Here is a 20,072-nt window from a genome sequence, read left to right as displayed (position 1 = left end):
GGCACCACCGGTGGACGGCGCCGGTGGAGTGGACCACCTTCCATTGTCCCCCGGTGACACGGGAGCCATTCGGCCCCCGACTCTCAAGCCGCGAACGCCCCCCGATGTTCCCGGCCCCGCCGGGCACACGCGCCGGCTCACCCCGCCGGGCGCGCGCCCCGGGCTCACGGCGTCCGCCTCCGGTAGCGGGCCGATCTCCGTCCGGCGGATCGGCCGGAGTGCGCTGATCGCCCGCCCGGGGGTGACGGAGTGGCGGTCAGGGACGCCAGACCACCCGGTGCTCGGACCAGTGATCCCATGTGGACATCATTGCTTCCCAGCCGTCCGGGAACTTCGCCGGCGTCCCCAGCTGGACGGGTTCCGTCGAGGGGTACTCGTCCAGCAGGTCGCTCACCCCCGCCCGGCACACCACCACGCACGCGTGCCGGTGGCGGGAGGCCAGGACGCACAGGCGGCCCGTCTCCAGGTGGAAGGCCGTGGCGTCGGGGCGGCCGGAGAGCGGGTGCAGGATCACCGTGACGTCGAACTCCATGCCCTGCAACCGGTTCGCCGTGTCCACGGTCACGTCCGCCACGCCCAGCTCGGTCAGCGCCGCGCGCACCGCGGCCGCCTGGTCGCGGTGCGCCGTGCCGACGGCGATCCGGCCGGCGGTCAGCGGGGCCGGGCCGGGGGAGCCTTCCGAGAGGGCCGCGCCGCCCCGGTCCAGGAGGCGCCGCACCACCGTGGCGACCGCCCGCACCGCCTCCGGGTCGGTGCGCGGGGTGTGCCGGGCGGGCAGCTCCAGCAGGCCCCAGCCCGACTCCGCCGCCTCGTCGATCACCCGGTCGGGGCCCGAGCCGTCCGAGGGGACGGCGAAGGACAGCGACCGGTCGCCGTGGCCCGTCCCGCTGCGGAACGGGGTGTACGGGTAGAACGCGTCGGAGACCAGGGGCGCGGCGGACGCCGGGAGCCGCCACGACACCGGCAGCCGGTGCTGCGGCAGCCGCGGGTTGTGGGCGAGCAGGGTGGACACCGCGGACGCCGACGGGTCGTAGGTCAGGCCCGCCCACTGCTCGCCGCCCACGATCGAGAACGGGTCCAGCTGTCCGGGGTCGCCCACGAACAGCGCCCGCTCGAACAGCCCGGCCACCGCGAGCAGCCCGTCCGACCGCATCTGGTACGCCTCGTCCACGATGGCGTGCCGCCAGGGCTCGTCTACCTTCACATGCGCCCACTTGGCGGCGGTGGAGACGACCACCGGCAGCCCGGTCAGCTCCCCCGCCTTCGCCGACTTCCGTACGTTCGGCAGCCGGTCCAGCGCCTTGTCGTACGGGTCGGCGTCGCTGCTGTGCAACCGGCCCACCGGCAGTTCGGGGCTCTTGCGCGCCAACCGCGCGACCAGGTCGTCCACCTGGGCGTTGGTCTGGGCGACCACCATCAGCGAGCGCCCCGCGTCGGCCAGTTCGAGCGCGGCGCGGACGACGAGCGTGGACTTGCCGGCTCCCGGCGGCGAGTCGACGACCACCCCGCGCGCGGTGCCGTGCAGCGTGTCGCGCAGGATGGCGTCGGTGGCCAGGGTCGCGGCGGTGCCGGGGTCGACGGCGGCCTCGGTGGTCACAGAAGGTCCTCCTGGGTGATGGAGTCGGGGGACTCGGGCGGCTGCTCGCCGGGCGGCCCGCCGTGCGTCCACGGCGTGTCCTCCGGGTCGGGCAGCTTGGCGCCGCCGCGCTGTTCGTGCTCGAAGAGCGTGAAGCAGAGCCGGTCGCCCTTCTCCGGCACGGACCCCGCCTCCGGCTCCTTGCCGCGGCCCATCTTGTCGACGATCCGCAGCACGAGCAGACCGCTGCCGGCCACACCGCCCGCTCCGCCCCCGCGGCCCGCGCCGTCCTCGAAGCCCGCGGCGCCCGGGGCGTCCGTGCCCTCAGGGCCTGCTGTGCCGACCGCGCCCTCCGCGTTGCCCGTGCCGTCCGTGCCGTCCGGGTCCTCCCAGCGCACGAACTCCGCCGCCTGCGGCTTTCCGCCCAGCGACCGGTACACCTTGGCGCGCTCCGCGAGATGCGGCATGTCCTCCGTGCGGACGGTGACCAGCGGGCGCGGGCTCGGCCTCTTCCCCTCGCCGTACGCCATGACGACGTCGACGACCTCGCCCGTGAACGCCTCTCCGGCCAGTCGCCGCGCAGCCATCACCAGCGGGTCGTCCAGCGCCTCCTGGGCCTCCAGGCGGGCCTGTTCGCGCTCGCGTGTGGCGAGCTTGTTCGCGGCGGTGACCGCGTCGTCCCGGCGCGGCTGCGGCGGCTCCCCGGCGACGACCCGGTCGCGGTGGCCGGTGAACGACCAGCGGTCGCGCGTCCACCGCTCCTCGACGTGCGCGCCCTCCGGCAGCGACCGCAGCAGGTCCAGGCCGCGCCACACCGCGTCCCAGGTGGGCAGCGTCCGGCTGCTCACCAGCGCGCGGATCTCGCCCTCGGCGGCGGTGAGCGCGCCCAGCCGTTCGTCGGCCTCCAGCCCGTCCTCGGCGGCGGCAAGGGCGGTGCGCGCGCGGTCGTAGCGCTCGATGGCCGGGGCGAGCAGCTTGTTGTCGAAGGCCGGGTCGGTCGCCGGGCCGGCCGGCGGGCACAGCAGCTGACCGCCGGCGTCCCGTGCCAGCTCGGCCCGCAACGCCGCCCGCGCGCCCGTCTCGCCCGGCGGGGGGTCGATCCAGGCCAGCAGCGCCCCCAGGTGCTGGTCCTCCAGGCTGGACTGCCCCGTGGCCCAGTGCCGGCCCAGCAGTTCCGTGACGGCGAGCAGCAGGGACGAGCCGGGCACCCGCGAACGCTCCCCGAAGTGGGTCAGCCAGCGTCCGAGCAGCGGCACGCGCGGGGGCGCGGGATACGGCGTCTGCGGATCCTGCTCGGTCGTGCGCCGGAAGCGCATGGAGCGGCCCAGGAGGCGCACGTAGTCGACGCCCGCGCGGCTCGGGACGATCAGCTGGGGCGCGTCGGCGCACAGTTCGACCTCGACCTTGACGCGTTTGCCGGTCTCCGGGTCGGTCTCGTTGCGCTCGGCGGCCTCCACGTCGTCGGCGTAGGAGTCGATGTGGGGCAGCACGATGTCGGCCAGTTCCGCGAGGAACGCGAACCGCAGGTCGCGGTCGCGCGGCTGCGGCACGACGAGCAGGCGCGGCGCGTTGCGGTCGGTGCCGACCAGCGCGCCCAGCGGGGCGCCGGCCTCACCCGCGGTGGTCAGCGGCACGAGGACGAGCGGCCGCTCGGACAGGCGCCGGTGGCGGACGGTGGCGGTGGGCTGGGCGCGGCCGGTGGCGACGGCCTCGAGCCGGGCGAGGGTGGCGATCAGCGACACGCGGGCACCGCCCCGGCGTCCGGCGTCCGCCCGTCCGACGGCGCGTGCGCCGACCGTGCGTGCGGGACGGCCGTCTCCAGCGCCTCGGCCCGCAGCGCGGCGGCTCTGCGCAGTGCGGCCACCGCCGGGTCCCGTGGGTCGCCGGCCTCGCCGCGGGCGGCCGCCAGAACCTCGTCGACGGTCGTCAGGGCGCCCAGTTCGGCCCGCACCGACCGGCCCAGGGAGGTGACCGCGCCGGCCGCGCGGGAGCGGTCACGGCAGTGGAAGGCCAGCTCACAGGCGGCCAGGCACTCGGGCGCGTAGGTCGCCGCCACCGATTCGACGGCCGCCGTGAGCTGTTCGGCGGGCAGTTCGGGGGAGAAGCAGGCGCCCTCGGGGAGGGTGTCGGCGATGTCCTGGATCCGGGTGAGCCGGGCCAGCTGGCGGCTGGTGACCGCGCGCTGCTTGCGCACGTCGACGGCGGAGGCGGTGGGCAGGTTGGAGAAGTCCTTGGGGCAGACGAGCAGCACGCGGTGGCGCACGCGCGCGGGCGGGTCGAGGCGCGCGGCGACCTCCTCCAGGGCCAGCACGTAGACGGCGGCCTGCCGGGCGGCGGCGCCGACCTTGGCCGGGTCCGCCGAGCCGTCCAGCATCGGGAAGGACTTGATCTCCACGACCGTCCAGTTGCCGTCCGGGTGCACCACGACGGCGTCCGGTTCCAGGAAGGCGGCGGAGCCCGCGACGTCGAGCGAGAGCATCGGGTGGTCCAGGAGCGTCCAGCCGCCGGTCGCCGCGGTGGCCTCGCGCAGGGCCAGCGCGGTGCGCGCGGTGCGGCCCTCGGGGCCGATCGCCGACAGCTCGGGCACCGCCGCGTCGACGGGCGGCGGCGCCGCCGGGTCCAGCCGTTCGTGCACCAGCCGCAGCAGCTCCGCGCCGCCGTCCGCCTTCACCTTCGCCTCGAAGGCGTTGCCGCGGGTCAGGGCGAACTGCGACTGCCCGAAGGCCGAGGGCGAGCCCAGCGCGCCGGCCAGCGCCGCCTTGTCGACCCCGGCGCCGTCGAGGATGGCGCGCCGCTTGCAGCCCGGGTTCGCGGCGAGCGCCGCGAGGGCCCGGGCGTCCAGCGCCTTGGCCGGTACGTCGGGACCGCGCAGCTCAGCGAGCCGCTGCCGGAGCGCCGTCGCCCGCGTCGGCGGGAGAGGCTTCGGGGTCGGCTGCCGGCCGGGGCCGTGACTCGCGCTGCCGTGGAATTCGCTCACCCGTGGAAGTCTGGCATCCGTCACTGACAATCGAGGCCGATGCGTCCGCGGAGGCCGCCGGGGCGAGCGGGATCCGGGCCGTGACATACGCCCGCGCGCGGTCCGCGCCGCGCAGCACCGACGGGGTCAGCAGCAGGGCGAGGCCCATGACGGCCGCGCCCGCGACCGCGTCGAGGAAGTAGTGGTTGGCGGTGCCCATCACCACGAGCGTCGTCACCAGCGGGTAGAGGACGCCGGCGGTCTTGGCCGTGCGCGTGCCGCCGTGCCGCCACAGCATCACGCCGCACCACAGGGCCCAGCCCACGTGCAGGCTGGGCATGGCGGCGTACTGGTTGGTCATCCCGCCCATGCCGCGCGGGGCGCTCGCCTCGCCGCCCCACCAGCCGTACGAGCTGTACTGGGCCATCGTGTCGACGAAGCCGTGGCCCGCCGACAGCAGCCGGGGCGGGCAGGTGGGCATCAGCGTGAAGCCGATGAGGCCCATGAAGGTGGACGCCAGCAGCCAGGTGCGGGCCGCCCGGTAGTGCAGCGTCCGGGACCGGAACAGCCACACCAGGATCGCCGGGGTGACCAGGTAGTGCAGGGACGCGTACCAGAAGTCGGCCGGCACGCCGATCCACGCCTCGGTCCTGAACAGTCTGTTGAGCGGGTGCTCGGCGTTGATGTGCAGGAACTTCTCGATGCGCAGGATCGCCAGGCCGTGGTCGACGGCGGTGCTCACGTCGCCCCGCGCGAGCAGCCGGCCCGCCGAGTAGCAGACGTACACCAGCAGGATCAGGGGCAGCTCGGTCCACCAGCGCAGCCGTGCCCGCGGGGCCGCCTCGGTGCCTGGTGTCTCGGTCTGCGGCATCCGATCGCCTCCCCCTTCTGGTCTGTGTGGTCGCTGCGGCGCCGATGGCGCGGGACGGGTCACTTTACGGCGTGTGGACGAGTCGGCGATGAGCGCCCCGGATCTCAAAGACGCTGAGATCGCCCGCCGGGTTGCCCCTGTTCAGGGTGAGCGATGATGGAGGGGATCCGCCCCTGATCGCAGCCCTGGTTCCTCCCAGGGTTCTCCCGGAAAGGTCCCCCATGGCACCGCGCATCCTGCTGGCCCGGCACGGACAGACGGAGTGGTCGCTGTCCGGAAAGCACACCGGCAGGACCGACGTCCCCCTCCTGGAGGAGGGCCGCAGGGGCGCGAAACTGCTGGGCGAGCGGCTGCACCGGGCGCCGTACGGGGGCCTCGAGGGCGTGGAGACGCGCACCAGTCCGCTGGTCCGCGCGCGGGAGACGTGCGAGCTGGCCGGCTTCGGCGAACGGGCCGAGACCTGGGACACCCTCCTGGAGTGGCACTACGGCGCCTACGAGGGCATGACTCCCGCCGAGATCCAGGCCGTCCGGCCCGGCTGGCTCATCTGGCGCGACGGCGTGCCCGACGGGGAGAGCCTGGCCGACGTCACGGCCCGCGCGGACGAGGTCGTCGCCTGGGCCCGCTCGGCCGACCGGGACGTCCTGGTCTTCGCCCACGGTCACATCCTCCGCTCCATAGGGGCACGCTGGCTGGGACTGCCGCTGGACTTCGCGGCGCGGATCCGTCTCCACCCGACGTCGCTGTCGGTGCTGGGCTGGGCGTACGGCGAACCGGCGATCGAGAGCTGGAACGACCTCGGCCATCTGGCCTGACCGGCCCGTCCCACGGCGGCCCCACACACCTGACCGTCCCCACCTCCACACCCGGCAGTCCCGGCCCCCGCCGTCCCCGGTCAGGGCACGCGGGGTGTCGAGGCGTGCCGCTCCAGGAAGGCGGAGACGCCTCCGGCGCGCCGGTGCGGCAGCAGCACCCGCGCCGTTCCGGCCAGCATGGTCTGGATCCGGGACGACTGGACCTGGTCCAGCAGGTCCAGGACCCGCATCCCGGCGACCGCGGCCTCGTCCGGCCGTCCCCCGCGCGCGAGATCGTCGGCGAACTCGGCCGTGTAGAGGGCGATGTTGCGGGTGAAGTGCGGGTCCTGGAGCTGCGCGGCCCGCCCGGCGTGCCGGGCCGCGCGCGGCCACTCGCCCAGCGTGGACCAGCACTGCGCCGTGAGCCCCTCCAGCTCGGCCTCGCCGTAGAAGCTCATCCACTCGGGGTCGTCGTCGCAGGGGCCACGGTCGTAGAGGGCCTGCGCGCGCACCAGGGCCTGTTCGCAGCCGGTCCGGTCGGCGAGCCCGGCCCAGCCGCCCGCCTCGCGCAGCGCGAGCAGCGACATCAGCCGGGGCGAGCCCAGCGGGCGGGCGACGCGCTGGGCGGCCTGGGCGGCCCGCACGGCCTCGCGCGGGCGGCCGGCGTCCCGGGCGAGGAACGCGGTGTTGCAGAAGGCGTGCGCCTCCAGGGCCTCGTCCCCGGTCATCCTCGCCGTCGCCAGGGCTTCGGCGTAGTGCGAGCGGGCGTCGTCGAAGCGGCCCGAGTCGTGCGCGAGCCAGCCCACCGAGATGGCCAGCTCCCCGGCGCCCGAGTGGAGCCGGTCGGCCGTCGTCTGCCGGGTGGTCCCGGCGTCCAGCAGCGCGTAGGCGGCGCGCAGCGGAGCGGCCGCGCGCCGGTAGAGGCCGTCGGCCCCGTGCCGGTCGTCCAGCAGCCGGATCCTGCGGACCGCTTCTTCGAGGGCGCCCGCCTCGCTCGTCCCCGCGCGGCGCACGGAGCGCGCCGGAGTGGACGCGTCGTGGGCGAACCCGAAGGGGCCCAGGGTGGCGACGGCCATCGTGGCGCCCCCACCGGTCATGAATGCGCGACGCAGCACGTCGCTCTCCTCGTGGTCGTGGTGCGTGTCGTACGGGTTCTGCGTGTCATACGGCTCGCGCGCTCCACTCGTCTCACCCGTGTCGGGCTCGTCACCCGTGGTTCGCGCCGGCCCGGTCAGGTGCGCGCGGGGCGCTTCCCCGGGGCCGCGCGCCCCCCGGCCGCGAACGGTCGAGCGGGGCGCGAAGCCCAGGTCGGTGAGCGTGCGGCCGGGGAACATGTGCAGGAACACCCGCTCGTACGCGTAGTTGGGGCAGCGGATCTCACCGGCCTCGACCCGCCCGATGTAGCGCGCGTCGCAGCTGACCTGCTCGCCGATCTCGAGCGCGGCCCGCCGCACGAGTGCGGCGAACTCGGCCGGCGAGCGTTGTCCGCGCAGTCGGCGGAAGGCGAGGTTGGGCCGTGGTGGCCGGTCGGGCCGAGGTGGTGTCACCGTTGACGACGCCATGGCCGGGTCCTCTCGTGCGAACCGTCGAACCATGCCGGAGCAGGGGGTGACGTGTCCTTGTGGCACCCTTGTTCCCGGCGGGCAAGAACGTACCTGCTGTGATCGGGCCGTCACGCGGTGTTTGGCTACAAACCGGATATCTCATCCGTGATCTGCCATGAACTGCCATCCTTTGCGGCGGACTTCCGCCGTAGCCCTTGACGCCGAGCGCCGTTGAACCTTGCGGACTACAGGCGGGCTGCGCGGTGGAGGCCGGGATGGCGACCAGGCAGAGCGACGATCCTTCTATGCCGCCGGGGGCGGCGTGCGACGTGGTGACGGTGCCCACCCGTCAGGGGCTGGAGGCGGTCGACATCCTGCGAAGGGCGTCGTCGCCCGGGGACGGGATGGGACCCGTGCTGCACGACGACGGCGACGACACCCTCGGCTTCGTGGTGCCGGCCGGGACGGCGGCGGCCTGGGACGTGCCGGGCAGCACCTGCACCGGGACCGACGGCCGCGGGCTGAGACTCGCCCCCGCGCCCGCCCCCCGGGGCGCGGACTGGCTGGTGCCGCCCGGCGAGGCCGACCTGGCGACGGATCCGGCGGCCCTGCGGCGGGCGCTGGGCGAGGCGGCCCGGCTGATCGAGGCGGCGGACAGCTGCCGGTGACGACTGCCTGACCTGCCTGACCTGCCCGACGACTGTCGGCGACGGCTGCATGGCGGCTGCCGGACGGCTGCCGCACGGCAGTCGGGGAAGGCTTCCGCCGCCGGGTGACCCGAGGACCTTGCGCGGGTCCGCGCGCCGTGCGCGGCCCGGCCCGCACGAGCCGCCGGCCGCTCCCACGCGCGCGTGCGGGGTCCCGCGTCGGCGGGCGCGCAGAACGCCTGACCGGCCTGCGAAAATGTTGTCATGGCAAAGTCCAGGAACACGCGGCGCGGGCGGGAAGCCGACGCCTCCGTCGTCGAGACCGTCGACGGCGGACTCGCCCAGCTCGTGCCCGACCGGGACCGGCCGCGGGCCTGGACGCTGCTCCTCGACGGAGCCCCCCAGTCGCACGTCGACCTCGACGACCCCGCCCACCTCTCCTTCGAGTACCAGCGGCGCCTGGGCCATGTCATCGACCTCGCCTCCCCGCCCGGCAGACCGCTTCAGGTCGTGCACCTCGGCGGCGGCGCCCTCACCCTCGCGCGGTACGTCGCCGCCACCCGCCCCCGCTCCACCCAGCAGGTCGTCGAACGCGACGCCGCCCTCGTCCGACTGGTCCGCCGTGAACTGCCGTTGGACCCGAACGCGAGGATCAGGGTCCGCTCCGTCGACGCGCGCGAGGGGCTCGCCAAGGTGCCGGACGGCTGGGCGGACCTGGTCGTCGCCGACGTGTTCAGCGGGGCCCGCACACCCGCCCACCTCACCTCGGCCGAGTTCCTCGACGAGGTCCGCAGGGCGCTGAAGCCCGGCGGATGCTACGCCGCCAACATCGCCGACGGCCCGCCGCTGGCCCACCTGCGCGGTCAGATCGCCACCGCGGCCGCGCGCTTCCCGGATCTCGCGCTGGTCGCCGACCCGACCGTGCTGCGGGGCAGACGGTTCGGCAACGCGGTGCTCGTCGCCTCCGACCTGCCCCTGCCGATCGCCGAACTGACCCGCCGGGCCGCCTCCGATCCGCACCCCGGCCGGGTCGAACACGGCCGCGCGCTCACCGACTTCACCGGCGGGGCGGCGCCGGTCGCCGACGCCACGGCGGTGGCCTCGCCCGCGCCCCCTCCCTCGGCGTTCCGCTGACACCGCGCGGGCGGCGGCCGGTCCGCCGCGGAGGCGTCGGCCCCCGCGGTCAGTACGTCCCGATCTCCACCCGGGGCGGCCCGTCGTGCCAGGTGCAGAAGACCGACACCCGGTCCGCGCCGGAGGCGAACTCCACCCGGATCCACGACTCCGTCTTCCACACCTGCATCGACCAGCCCGCGCCCGGCGTCGCCGAGACGAGGGTCGCCGAGGTCCGGCCGAGGTCGAAGACGGCCCGGCCGCCGTCGGTGTCGTAACTCCGGACGGTGCTCCCGGCCGTCGCGGAGGCGGTGGGGGAGGGACCGGTCGTCGCCGTCCTCGACGGGGCCGGCGCGGCGGGCGTGCGGCTCGGGCGCGGGGAGGCGCTCGCGGGCGGGGCGGGAGGAGGCGTCGGGGAGACGTCGGGTCCCGGCTCCCGGCTGCCCGCGTCGGCAGCGGTGAGCGGCAGGGCGCGCGGGGGGTCGTAGACCGTGCCCGCCATCGCCGTGTGGACGCCCCACCACGACAGCGTGGCCGCCGCGCCGGTGGCGAGCGACCAGGCCAGTACGTGTACGAGTCCTCTGCGCATCGCGGGCCATCTTGCCCCACCCGCCTCACCCGTGTCGCACGGTGGGGCGCGACGTCCGGGTACGCGCCCCACCGGTCGTCCACAGCCGCGGAGTTGTCCACAGGCCCCGGAAGGGCTCGCCGGCATGGCGTAGGTTGCGGCGCATGGCAAGTGTGCTCGTGGTCGAGGACGACCAGTTCGTGCGTTCGGCGCTCATCCGGCAGCTGACCGACGCCTCGCACACCGTGCGCAGTGTGGGCACGGCGTTGGAGGCGCTGCGCGAGGTCGCCCATTTCCGCTTCGACGTGGTCGTGCTGGACCTCGGCCTGCCCGATCTGGACGGCTCCGAGGCCCTGAAGATGCTGCGCGGCATCACGGACGTCCCGGTCATCATCGCGACCGCGCGCGACGACGAGGCGGAGATCGTCCGGCTGCTGAACGCGGGCGCGGACGACTACCTGACCAAGCCGTTCTCGGTGGAGCACCTGTCGGCGAGGATGGCGGCCGTGCTGCGCCGGGCCCGGTCCTCGGCCGGGGAGCCCGCGCCGTCCAGCGTCCTGCGCGTCGGCGGACTGGCCGTGGACCCGCTGCGCCGGCAGGCCGAGCTGGACGGTGTGCGACTCGACCTCACCCGCCGCGAGTTCGACCTGCTCGCCTTCCTCGCGGGCCGGCCCGGGGTCGTCGTCCCGCGCCGTGAACTGCTCGCCGAGGTCTGGCAGCAGTCCTACGGCGACGACCAGACCATCGACGTCCATCTGTCCTGGCTGCGCCGGAAGCTGGGGGAGACGGCGGCGAGGCCGCGTTATCTGCACACCCTGCGGGGTGTCGGGGTGAAGCTCGAACCACCGGGGGAAGGGGCGTCGGCGCTGTGAGGTGGGCTCTGGTCAAGGTGTGCCTGGCGGTCACCACCATGGTCGTGGTGGCCTTCGCCGTCCCGCTCGGCCTGGTCGTCGAGGAGATGGCCCGCGACCGCGCGTTCACCAACGCGGAGCGGGAGGCCGCGGTGGTGGTGCCGGCCCTGTCCATCACCACCGACCGCGACCAGCTGGAGCGGGTGGTGGCCGCGGCAGGCTCCGACGACGGCATGGCCGTGCACCTGCCGGCGGGCGACGGGCGGGCGGCCGTAGACCTCGGCCGGCAGCGCGCCGCGGCCGCGGACGTCGCGGCCGTGCGGAAGCTGGGCCGGGCCTCGACGACGGACGTCCCGGGCGGCTCCGCGCTGCTCCAGCCCGTCGCGCTGGGCCTGGGGACCGTGGTGATCGAGGTGTACGTCCCCGAGTCCGCGATGAGCAACGGCGTGGGCACGGCCTGGGCGGTGCTGGCGGCGGTCGGCGTCGCACTGGTCGTCGGCTCGGTCGCGGTCGCCGACCGGCTGGGCGTGCGCATGGTGCAGCCGGCCCGGCGGCTCGTCGAGGGCGCGCACGAGCTGGGGGAGGGCAAGCTCGGCGCGAGGGTCCCGGAGGAGGGGCCAAGCGAACTGCGCCTGGCGGCGGTCGCGTTCAACTCGATGGCCGATCAGGTGGTGCAACTGCTGGCCAACGAAAGGGAGTTGGCGGCGGATCTGTCCCACCGGCTGCGCACCCCGCTCACCGTGCTGCGGCTCAACGCGGCCTCCCTCGGCGACTCCCCGGCCGCCGAGCAGACCCGCACGGCGGTCGCCCAGCTGGAGCGCGAGGTCGACACGATCATCCGCACCGCCCGGGAGGCGAAACCGCAGACGGCGGCCCCCGGTCCCGGCGCGGGGTGCGACGCGGCGGAGGTGGTGCGCGAGCGGATGGCGTTCTGGTCGGCGCTCGCCGAGGACGAGGGCCGCAAGGTGCGCACGGCCGGCGTCGGCCGGCCGGTGCGCGTCCCCGTGGCCCGCGCCGACCTGGCCGCGGCTCTCGACGCCCTGCTCGGCAACGTCTTCCGGCACACCCCGGAGGGCACGGCGTTCGCGGTCGACGTCCACAACGGCGACGACGCGGTGATCGTGCTCGTCTCGGACGCGGGCCCCGGCATACCCGACCCCGAGACGGCGATGGCCCGTGGCCGGGGCTCGGGCACGGCCGGCTCCACGGGGCTCGGCCTGGACATCGTCCGCCGTCTCGCCGAGTCGACCGGGGGCGACGTCCGCATCGGCTCCTCGGTGCTGGGCGGCGCCGAGGTCCGCGTCTGGATACAGCTGGACGGCCGCGAACCGGTCCGCAGAGGCCACCGGGGCTCCGTCCGCCGCCGCGGACGCCTCGCGGTGCGATGACGCGGGCCCCGACCCGCGGCGCTCCACCCGCCCCGCGACGGAGACGATTGGTCTCTACCTTTAACCGGTCCCGATGCCTTCCTTAAGCGCAGCCTAAGATCCTCGACTCCCGTCCCTGTCAGGCCTTTTGTCCGTTTCCTGGTCGCTAGCGTGCTGCCTCACCCCCCTCGGGAACCTCCGTGAACAGTGAAGGCAGGCACGGCATGAGCACGCACCGGCGCAGGATCAGCGGCAGGAACAAGGTCATCGGGGGCGCGGTCGCCGCGGCCGTGGCGGGCGGCGGGATCGCGCTGGTCACCGGCACCGCGCACGCGGCCGGGGTGGGGGCCGCCTACACCCGGACCAGCGACTGGTCGACGGGCTACACCGCGCAGTACGTGGTGACCAACGACAGCGGGGCGGCCAAGGCCGACTGGAAGCTGGAGTTCGACCTGCCGGCCGGGACGACGCTCGGTTCGCTGTGGAACGCGACGTCGAGCGTGGCCGGGCGGCACGTCACGGTGACGCCGCCGAAGTGGGACGCCGACGGGCTGGCCGCCGGGGAGTCGGTCACCGTCGGATTCGTGGTGCAGGGCGCCGGCGACCCGGTCGGCTGTCTCGTCGACGGGGCCCGGTGCTCCGCCGACGGTGGGGCGACCCCCGAGCCGAGCGGGCGGCCGACGACCGCCGCGCCCAGCGCCTCCCCCACGTCCTCGCCCACGTCCGCGCCCTCCTCCAGCCCCACCCCCACGGTCCCCGCCCCGCCCTCCCCGACCGCGAGCGGCACTCCCGGGACCGGCGCCCCCGCGTCCGCCGGTTTCGCCCCCTACGTCGACACCTCCCTGTATCCGGCCTTCGACCTGCCGGGCAACCTGAGCGCGACCGGCGTCAAGGACTACAACCTGGCGTTCGTGACCGACGGCGGCGGCTGCACCCCCAAGTGGGGCGGGGTGAGCGACCTCGCGAGCGACGCCGTGGCCGCGCAGATCGGCGCGCTGCGCGCCAAGGGCGGCGACGTGCGGGTCTCCTTCGGCGGGGCGTCCGGCTCCGAGCTGGCCACCACCTGCTCCTCGGCGGACGCGCTGGCGGCCGCGTACGGGAAGGTGGTCGACGCCTACCGGCTCACCAAGGTCGACTTCGACGTGGAGGGCGGGGCGCTGCCGAACGCCGCCGCGAACACCCGGCGTGCGCAGGCCATAGCCGAGCTTCAGCGGCAGCACCCCGGCCTGGACGTGTCGTTCACCCTGCCCGTCATGCCGGAGGGGCTGACCCAGGCCGGTGTGAGTCTGCTCGCGGACGCGAAGGCCAACAACGTGAGCATCGCCACTGTCGACATCATGGCGATGGACTACGGTCCCGCGTACAGCGGTGACATGGGCGGCTACGCCGTGCAGGCCGCGACCGCCACACAGGCCCAGGTCAAGAGCGTGCTGGGGCTGAGCGACGGCGCCGCGTGGAAGGCGGTGGCCGTCACCCCGATGATCGGCGTGAACGACGTGGCCTCCGAGGTCTTCACGGTCGAGGACGCCGGTCAGCTCGTCGCGTTCGCGAAGTCGAAGGGATTGGGGTGGCTGTCGATGTGGTCGGCGACCCGCGACAAGCAGTGCCCGGGCGGCGCCAAGGGCTCGGCGGACGCCACGTGCAGCTCGGTCGTGCAGTCCCCCTCCGCCTTCTCGAAGGCCTTCGCGGCTTTCAAGTGACCGGGTGACCGCGTGACAGGGTGACCGGGGTCCGCCGCCCGACGATCGGTCGCCCGACGATCAAGGATGTGGACAAAAGGTGATCAAGGTGTGTCGATTACGTTTCGACAAATGAAAGTGACGGCTCTTGACGCATGACCGGACATGCGGCTGTTATTACGCCACCTCGTGTTCGGTCAAGTTGATTTCTGATCGTTTGTGATCAACTTTCCGTCGCCCTCCATGGCCGAACCTCGCGTCAGGAGCCGCTCATGCCTCACCTCACCCCCTCCGGCCGCCTCTCCCTCCCCTCTCCGAGCCGCCGCACGCTGCTGCGCGGCATAGGCGGGGCGGCCGTCCTGGGCGCCGGCGTGCCGCTGCTGTCCGCATGCGGCTCCAGCGGCACGGCCGCCGACCCGAAGACCGTCACCCTCGGCTCGAACGCCTCCGACGCGGTCCCGAAGAAGGCCTTCGCCGAGATCTACGCGGCCTTCACCAAGCAGTCCGGGATCGCGGTCGACGTGAACACCAAGGACCACAACACGTTCCAGGAGCAGATCAACTCCTACCTCCAGGGCACCCCCGACGACGTGTTCAACTGGTTCGCCGGGTACCGCATGCAGTTCTTCGCGGCCAAGAAGCTCGCCTCCCCGATCGACGACGTGTGGCAGAAGATCGGGGGCGACTTCCCCGACGCGATGAAGCAGCTGTCCAAGGGCGAGGACGGCAAGTACTACTTCGTGCCGCTGTACACGTACCCGTGGGCGCTCTTCTACCGCAAAAGCGTCTTCCGGCAGCACGGCTACCAGGTCCCCACCACATGGGACCAGCTGGTCGCCCTGTGCAAGCAGATGAAGAAGGACGGCCTGGTCCCGATCGCCTTCGGCGACAAGGACGCCTGGCCGGCGATGGGCACCTTCGACCAGATCAACTTCCGCCTCAACGGCTACGACTTCCACAAGTCCCTGATGGCGGGCAAGGAGGCGTGGACGGACCCGAAGGTCAAGGCGGTCTTCGACCACTGGGCCGAGCTGCTGCCCTACCACCAGGACGGCTTCATGGGCCGCACCTGGCAGAACGCCGCGCAGACCCTGGTGTCGAAGAAGGCCGGCATGTACCTGCTGGGCTCGTTCGTGGCGCAGCAGTTCGCGAACAAGGCCGACGCCGACGACCTGGACTTCTTCGCCTTCCCGGAGATCGACTCCGCGTTCGGACAGGACACGGTCGAGGCCCCCACCGACGGCTTCATGGTCAGCAGGTCCCCGAAGAACCACGACGGCGTCGTCAAGCTCCTGGAGTTCCTGGGCACGCCGGCGGCCGAGCAGATCTACCTGAAGGCCGACTCCAGCGTGGTGGCCGCCTCCAGCAAGGCCGACACCTCGTCGTACACGGCGCTCCAGAAGAAGGCGTACACCATGATCAGCGAGGCCAAGAGCCTCACCCAGTTCATGGACCGCGACTCACGCCCCGACTTCACCTCCACGGTGATGCAGCCCGGCCTGCAGAAGTTCCTGCAGAACCCCAAGGGCGTCGACGGCCTGCTGGCGTCGATCGAGCGCCAGAAGAAGACGATCTTCGCGTCCGCATGACCACCGACACCTCTCCGAAGAGCCCGGAGGCGGCCGCCGTGCCGCCTCCGCCCCCCGCGCCCGCCGGCGGGCGGACCCCGCGCGGCCCGCGACGCCTGCTGACCCGCCGCGACCGCATCACGCTCGCCTTCATGGCGGGCGTGCCGACGATCCTGCACGTCGCCCTGGTCTGGCTCACCGCCCTCGCCTCGATCGCTCTTGCGTTCACCAACTGGGACGGCATCGGCTTCGACTCCATCAAGTGGGTCGGCCTGGACAACTTCCGCCAGCTGTTCACCGACAACCCGCAGTTCTGGCCCGCCGTCCAGCACAACGTCGTCTGGTTCGTGGTGCTCATCCTGATCCCGACCCCGTTCGGGCTCTTCCTGGCCGTGCAACTGGACAAGAGGATCCGCTTCAGCCGGGTCTACCAGACCGCGTTCTTCCTGCCGGTCGTGATGTCGCTGGCGGTCACCGGATTCGTCTGGCAGCTCGTCTACAACCCGGACACCGGGCTGATCAACAGCGTCATCGGCGCGAACACACCGGGTCACTACATCGACTGGATCGGCGACCCGGACCTCAATCTGTGGGCCGTCCTGGTCGCCGCCTCCTGGCGGCACGCCGGCTACATGATGATCCTCTACCTCGCCGGACTGAAAGGCGTCGACCCCTCGCTGCGGGAGGCCTCCGCGCTGGACGGCGCGAACGAGTGGCAGACGTTCAAGAACGTCGTCTTCCCCACCCTGCGCCCCACCAACACCGTCGTCCTCGTCGTGACGATCATCGAGGCGCTGCGCGCCTTCGACCTCGTCTTCGTCTTCAACAAGGGCGCCCAGGGCACCGAGCTGCTGTCGATCCTGATCACCAACAACATCATCGGAGAGTCCAGCCGGATCGGCTACGGCTCCGCGATCGCCGTCGTCCTGCTCGTCATCTCCCTCGCCGTGATCATCCCGTACCTGATCGCGACCTTCCGGAAGGAGCGGCGCGCATGAGCACGGCCCTCGTGACGAAGAAGCGCACCCCCGTCCGCCCGGCGCGCGTCCTGCTGCACGCCTTCCTCGTCGTCACGGCGCTCGCCTGGCTCGCCCCCCTGCTGTGGGCGGTGTTCGCGGCCCTGCGTCCCTACGCGGAGACCAGCGACAAGGGATACGTCTCCTGGCCGGACAAGCTGAGCCTCGACAACTTCACCAACGCCTTCCAGCAGTCGGACATGCTCCACTACTTCGGCAACACGCTGATCATCGCGGTCCCGGCCGTGCTGCTCACCCTGCTGCTGGCGTCGATGGTCGCGTTCTACGTCAGCCGCTTCGACTTCCGGCTCAACATCGCGCTGCTGCTGGTCTTCACCGCCGGCAACCTGCTGCCCCAGCAGGTCATCATCACCCCCCTGTACCGCCTGTACCTCCTCGTCGACCTGCCCGGCGTCACCATGAGCGGCAAGCTGTACGACTCCGCGCTCGGCCTGGTCCTCATCCACGTCGCGTTCCAGTCCGGCTTCTGCGCGTTCGTGCTCAGCAACTACATGCGGATGCTGCCGCACGAACTGACCGAGGCCGCCCTCGTCGACGGCGCCTCGGTGTGGCGCATGTACTGGCAGATCGTGCTGCCGCTGTGCAAGCCCGCGATGGCCGCCCTGGGGACCCTGCTGTCCATCTGGATCTACAACGACTTCTTCTGGGCGATCGTGCTGATCTCCACCGGCGAGAACATGCCGATCACCTCCGCGCTGAACAACCTCTCCGGCCAGTACTTCACCGACCCCAACCTGGTCGCGGCCGGCGCCCTGCTCACCGCGATCCCCACCCTGACCGTGTACTTCGTGCTCCAGCGCCAGTTCGTCAGCGGCCTCACCCTGGGCGCCAACAAGGGCTGAGCCCCGACCTCGGCGAAGACCACCCGGCCACCACCACCCGGCCACCACCACCGGCCACCACCCAACTGTCACCACGCGGTACCGCGGCGGGCCGCCCCGCAACGGCCGGGGCGCGGCAGGCCCCCACAGCCTGCCGCGCCCTCCCCTCCTCCTGCCCCCCAGCAGGTGGTCTCCTGGTCAGGCCGTCCCGACCTCCGGCAGGGTCCCCGTCCTGGCCGCCCGGCCGTACCAGAGCGCGCTCGACTTCGGCGTGCGGGCCAGCGTCGCGTAGTCGACGTACACCGCCCCGAAGCGCTTCTCGTAGCCGTACGCCCACTCGAAGTTGTCGAGCAGGGACCACAGGTAGTAGCCGCGGACGTCCGCGCCGTCCGCGATCGCGCGACGCACCGCCGAGAGGTGACCGTGCAGGTACGCGACGCGCTCCGGGTCGTGGACGCGGCCGTCCGCGTCCGGCTTGTCGTCGTAGGCCGCGCCGTTCTCGGTGATGTACAGCGGGAGGCCCGGGGCCTCCTCGGTGTAGCGCATGATCAGCTCGTGCAGGCCGGTCGGGTCGATCGTCCAGCCCATCTCCGTGCGCTCGCCCGGGGTCTGGTGGAAGGCGACGTCGTCCGCGCCCGGCCAGGGGGAGTGGGCGCTCGCGCCGTGGCCGTCGGAGCGCGGCCCCTTCGGCTCCGCGTCCGCCGCCGAGACCAGCGTGGGCGTGTAGTAGTTCAGGCCCAGGGCGTCCAGCGGCTGGTTGACGGCGCGCAGGTCGCCGTCCTGGACGAACGACCAGTCCGTCAGCGACGACGTCGCCGCCAGCAGCGTCTGCGGATAGGCGCCCCGCAGGATCGGGCCGTGGAACACGCCGTTGGCGAGGTCGTCGATCTTCCGGACGGCCGCCACGTCCTCGGCGTTGCCCGGGGAGAGCGGCCGCACGACCGAAGAGTTGAGGCTGATCGCCACCGCGTTGCGGGCCGGCATCACCGAGCGCAGCGCCGAGGCGCCCAGCCCGTGCGCCAGGTTCAGGTGGTGGGCCGCCCTCAGCGACGCCACCGGGTCGGTGCGGCCCGGCGCGTGCACGCCGGACGCGTAGCCCAGGAACGCGCTGCACCACGGCTCGTTCAGCGTGATCCAGTTCTCCACCCGGTCGCCCAGCGCCTCGCCGACGATCTGCGCGTACTCGGCGAACCGGTAGACGGTGTCCCGCTCGGGCCAGCCGCCCGCGTCTTCCAGCTCCTGCGGGAGGTCCCAGTGGTAGAGGGTGACGGCCGGCTTGATGCCCTTCGCCAGCAGCTCGTCCACCAGGCGGCGGTAGAAGTCGAGGCCCGCCTGCACCGCGGGCCCGCGGCCCGTCGGCTGCACCCGGGACCAGGAGACGGAGAAGCGGTACGCGGTCAGGCCGAGGTCCGCCATCAGCGCCACGTCGTCGCGGTAGCGGTGGTAGTGGTCGACAGCGGTGTCGCCGGTGTCGCCGCCGGCCGTCTTGCCCGGCGTGTGGCTGAAGGTGTCCCAGATCGACGGCGTACGGCCGTCCTCCCGCACCGCCCCCTCGATCTGGTAGGCGGACGTCGCGGCCCCCCAGAGGAAGGAGGGAGGGAAGACCGGGGTCGTCAGGTCGGACATGGAGTCGCTCCCGTGGTCGGGTGAGCGCCCATTATGCATGGGAGCGCTCCCACGGCAAAAGGGCACCCACCGAAAGAGCCCGTACCGGGGTCAGCCCCCTCTCGCCCGGCACGGACGCGGACGCCGGCGCGGGCGCGACCTCAGGGCCCGCGCCCGGCACGGACGCGGACGCCGGCGCGGGCGCGACCTCCGAGCCCTCCGCCCCGCGCGCTCCGGCCCGCGACCGGGGTCCCTGGGTCCGGCAGTCCCGAACTTCCGAAGTCCCGGAGTCCCCGGGGTCAGGAGTCCGGGAGGCCCCGGCTTCGGAGTCCCCGGGGTCCGGAGTCCCCACGGTCCGGGAGTCCCGGAGTCCCCGGGTTCCGGAAGTCACCGCGTCCCCGGGTTCGGGAGTCCCCGGTTCCGGAAGCCCGGGAGTCCGGGTTCCGGAGTCCCAGACCTCCCCCGAATCCCGGAGCCCTCGAGTCCTCCCGGTCCCGGAGTCCCCCGGTCCCGGAGCCCCCCGAGTCCCGGAGCCCTCGAGTCCCCCCGGTCCCGGAGCCCCCCGGTTCTGGAGCCCCCGAGCCCCCCGGTCCCGGAGCCCCCCGGTTCCGGAGCCCTGGAGTCCGCCACGGCCCCGACGCCGGTATCGCATTCCGGTCGGCCGCCCGGCCGGTCAGCCGCCCGGCCGCGTGCGGTCCGGGTGCCGCCCGCGGCCGACCGCTCCGGTGCCGTGCGGGGCCGGCGTTCAGCTGATCGTTCACCTTCCGGCGATCCGTCCGGCGGCTCACGGTCACGGCCCCGCAAATCACCGCGCGGCCGCCGCCGGACGGCGCCGGCCTTCCGCGCTGCGCGCCGATCCGTTCGTGACCTGCGTGATTCCGTCGGGGAACGGGCCGGTGTCCGGGCTGTCGGCCCGGTCCGGTGCGACACGTTCACGTGACGTGGAGAACACGCTTGCGCAACAACGCCGTTTTCAAGTCTTGACACCCGGTCCGGCAGCAAGGAGTCTTCCGGCATGCCGCGTGGGAGCGGTCCCACGGACAGTCGAGGGCCCTCTCCTCCGTAAACCGAACCA

The 20,072-nt window shown here is 73.4% G+C and carries 16 protein-coding genes; 9 read left to right on the top strand and 7 right to left on the bottom strand.

The window, feature by feature from the left end; genetic code table 11:
* Positions 1-256: 256 nt before the first annotated feature.
* Genes OG802_RS13085 through OG802_RS13070 form a run of 4 tightly spaced genes read right to left on the bottom strand, consistent with a single transcriptional unit; the run spans position 257 to position 5,403 of the window.
* Positions 257-1,597 carry an AAA domain-containing protein gene (locus tag OG802_RS13085; protein WP_329410267.1) on the bottom strand — a complete coding sequence of 447 codons (1,341 nt, stop codon included), beginning with the start codon at positions 1,595-1,597 and terminating at the stop codon, positions 257-259.
* Positions 1,594-3,318 (bottom strand): hypothetical protein, encoded by a 1,725-nt coding sequence (locus OG802_RS13080; RefSeq protein ID WP_329410265.1) that lies wholly within the window; start codon positions 3,316-3,318, stop codon positions 1,594-1,596. Before OG802_RS13080 ends, OG802_RS13085 begins: the two co-directional genes overlap by 4 nt.
* On the bottom strand, positions 3,309-4,553 hold the full coding sequence (locus OG802_RS13075; RefSeq protein WP_443055231.1) for a hypothetical protein: 1,245 nt from the start codon (positions 4,551-4,553) through the stop codon (positions 3,309-3,311). Before OG802_RS13075 ends, OG802_RS13080 begins: the two co-directional genes overlap by 10 nt.
* The gene (locus tag OG802_RS13070) at positions 4,450-5,403 is read right to left on the bottom strand and encodes a phosphatase PAP2 family protein (protein ID WP_329410262.1); all 954 of its coding nucleotides are present in this window, start codon (positions 5,401-5,403) and stop codon (positions 4,450-4,452) included. The genes OG802_RS13075 and OG802_RS13070 overlap by 104 nt, the downstream gene beginning before the upstream one ends.
* 221 nt (positions 5,404-5,624) lie before the next feature.
* On the opposite strand from OG802_RS13070, the gene OG802_RS13065 reads away from it, so the two are divergent.
* Positions 5,625-6,218, top strand: coding sequence for a histidine phosphatase family protein (locus OG802_RS13065; RefSeq protein WP_329410260.1), 594 nt, complete (start codon positions 5,625-5,627; stop codon positions 6,216-6,218).
* Positions 6,219-6,298: 80 nt separating this feature from the next.
* Here the strand turns inward: OG802_RS13065 and OG802_RS13060 are convergent, their stop codons facing one another.
* Entirely contained in the window at positions 6,299-7,759 is a 1,461-nt protein-coding gene (locus OG802_RS13060; RefSeq protein WP_329410258.1) for a hypothetical protein, read from the bottom strand.
* A gap of 257 nt (positions 7,760-8,016) precedes the next feature.
* On the opposite strand from OG802_RS13060, the gene OG802_RS13055 reads away from it, so the two are divergent.
* Positions 8,017-8,409 carry a hypothetical protein gene (locus tag OG802_RS13055; protein ID WP_329410256.1) on the top strand — a complete coding sequence of 131 codons (393 nt, stop codon included), beginning with the start codon at positions 8,017-8,019 and terminating at the stop codon, positions 8,407-8,409.
* 243 nt (positions 8,410-8,652) lie between these two features.
* The gene (locus OG802_RS13050; protein WP_329410254.1) at positions 8,653-9,522 is read left to right on the top strand and encodes a spermidine synthase; all 870 of its coding nucleotides are present in this window, start codon (positions 8,653-8,655) and stop codon (positions 9,520-9,522) included.
* Between the two features lie 49 nt (positions 9,523-9,571).
* Here the strand turns inward: OG802_RS13050 and OG802_RS13045 are convergent, their stop codons facing one another.
* Positions 9,572-10,090: a hypothetical protein gene (locus tag OG802_RS13045; protein WP_329410252.1), complete on the bottom strand. Its 519-nt coding sequence runs from the start codon at positions 10,088-10,090 to the stop codon at positions 9,572-9,574.
* Positions 10,091-10,233: 143 nt separating this feature from the next.
* On the opposite strand from OG802_RS13045, the gene OG802_RS13040 reads away from it, so the two are divergent.
* The 6 genes from OG802_RS13040 (at position 10,234) to OG802_RS13015 (ending at position 17,413) form a co-directional block, all read left to right on the top strand.
* The gene (locus OG802_RS13040) at positions 10,234-10,941 is read left to right on the top strand and encodes a response regulator transcription factor (RefSeq protein WP_329410250.1); all 708 of its coding nucleotides are present in this window, start codon (positions 10,234-10,236) and stop codon (positions 10,939-10,941) included.
* Positions 10,938-12,308 carry a HAMP domain-containing sensor histidine kinase gene (locus OG802_RS13035; RefSeq protein ID WP_329410248.1) on the top strand — a complete coding sequence of 457 codons (1,371 nt, stop codon included), beginning with the start codon at positions 10,938-10,940 and terminating at the stop codon, positions 12,306-12,308. The genes OG802_RS13040 and OG802_RS13035 overlap by 4 nt, the downstream gene beginning before the upstream one ends.
* Positions 12,309-12,511: 203 nt before the next feature.
* Positions 12,512-13,987 (top strand): glycoside hydrolase family 18 protein, encoded by a 1,476-nt coding sequence (locus OG802_RS13030; protein WP_329410246.1) that lies wholly within the window; start codon positions 12,512-12,514, stop codon positions 13,985-13,987.
* 251 nt (positions 13,988-14,238) lie between these two features.
* The gene (locus tag OG802_RS13025) at positions 14,239-15,555 is read left to right on the top strand and encodes an ABC transporter substrate-binding protein (RefSeq protein ID WP_329410244.1); all 1,317 of its coding nucleotides are present in this window, start codon (positions 14,239-14,241) and stop codon (positions 15,553-15,555) included.
* Positions 15,552-16,532 carry a carbohydrate ABC transporter permease gene (locus OG802_RS13020; protein WP_329410242.1) on the top strand — a complete coding sequence of 327 codons (981 nt, stop codon included), beginning with the start codon at positions 15,552-15,554 and terminating at the stop codon, positions 16,530-16,532. The genes OG802_RS13025 and OG802_RS13020 overlap by 4 nt, the downstream gene beginning before the upstream one ends.
* Positions 16,529-17,413 carry a carbohydrate ABC transporter permease gene (locus tag OG802_RS13015; protein ID WP_329410240.1) on the top strand — a complete coding sequence of 295 codons (885 nt, stop codon included), beginning with the start codon at positions 16,529-16,531 and terminating at the stop codon, positions 17,411-17,413. Before OG802_RS13020 ends, OG802_RS13015 begins: the two co-directional genes overlap by 4 nt.
* A 177-nt stretch (positions 17,414-17,590) precedes the next feature.
* Here OG802_RS13015 and OG802_RS13010 read toward each other — a convergent pair whose 3' ends face one another.
* Positions 17,591-19,018 (bottom strand): GH1 family beta-glucosidase, encoded by a 1,428-nt coding sequence (locus tag OG802_RS13010; protein WP_329410239.1) that lies wholly within the window; start codon positions 19,016-19,018, stop codon positions 17,591-17,593.
* Positions 19,019-20,072 lie beyond the last annotated feature (1,054 nt).

This window comes from Streptomyces sp. NBC_00704 (assembly GCF_036226605.1).
Taxonomy (GTDB): Bacteria; Actinomycetota; Actinomycetes; order Streptomycetales; family Streptomycetaceae; genus Streptomyces.
This window is presented reverse-complemented; position numbering and strand designations above follow the sequence as displayed.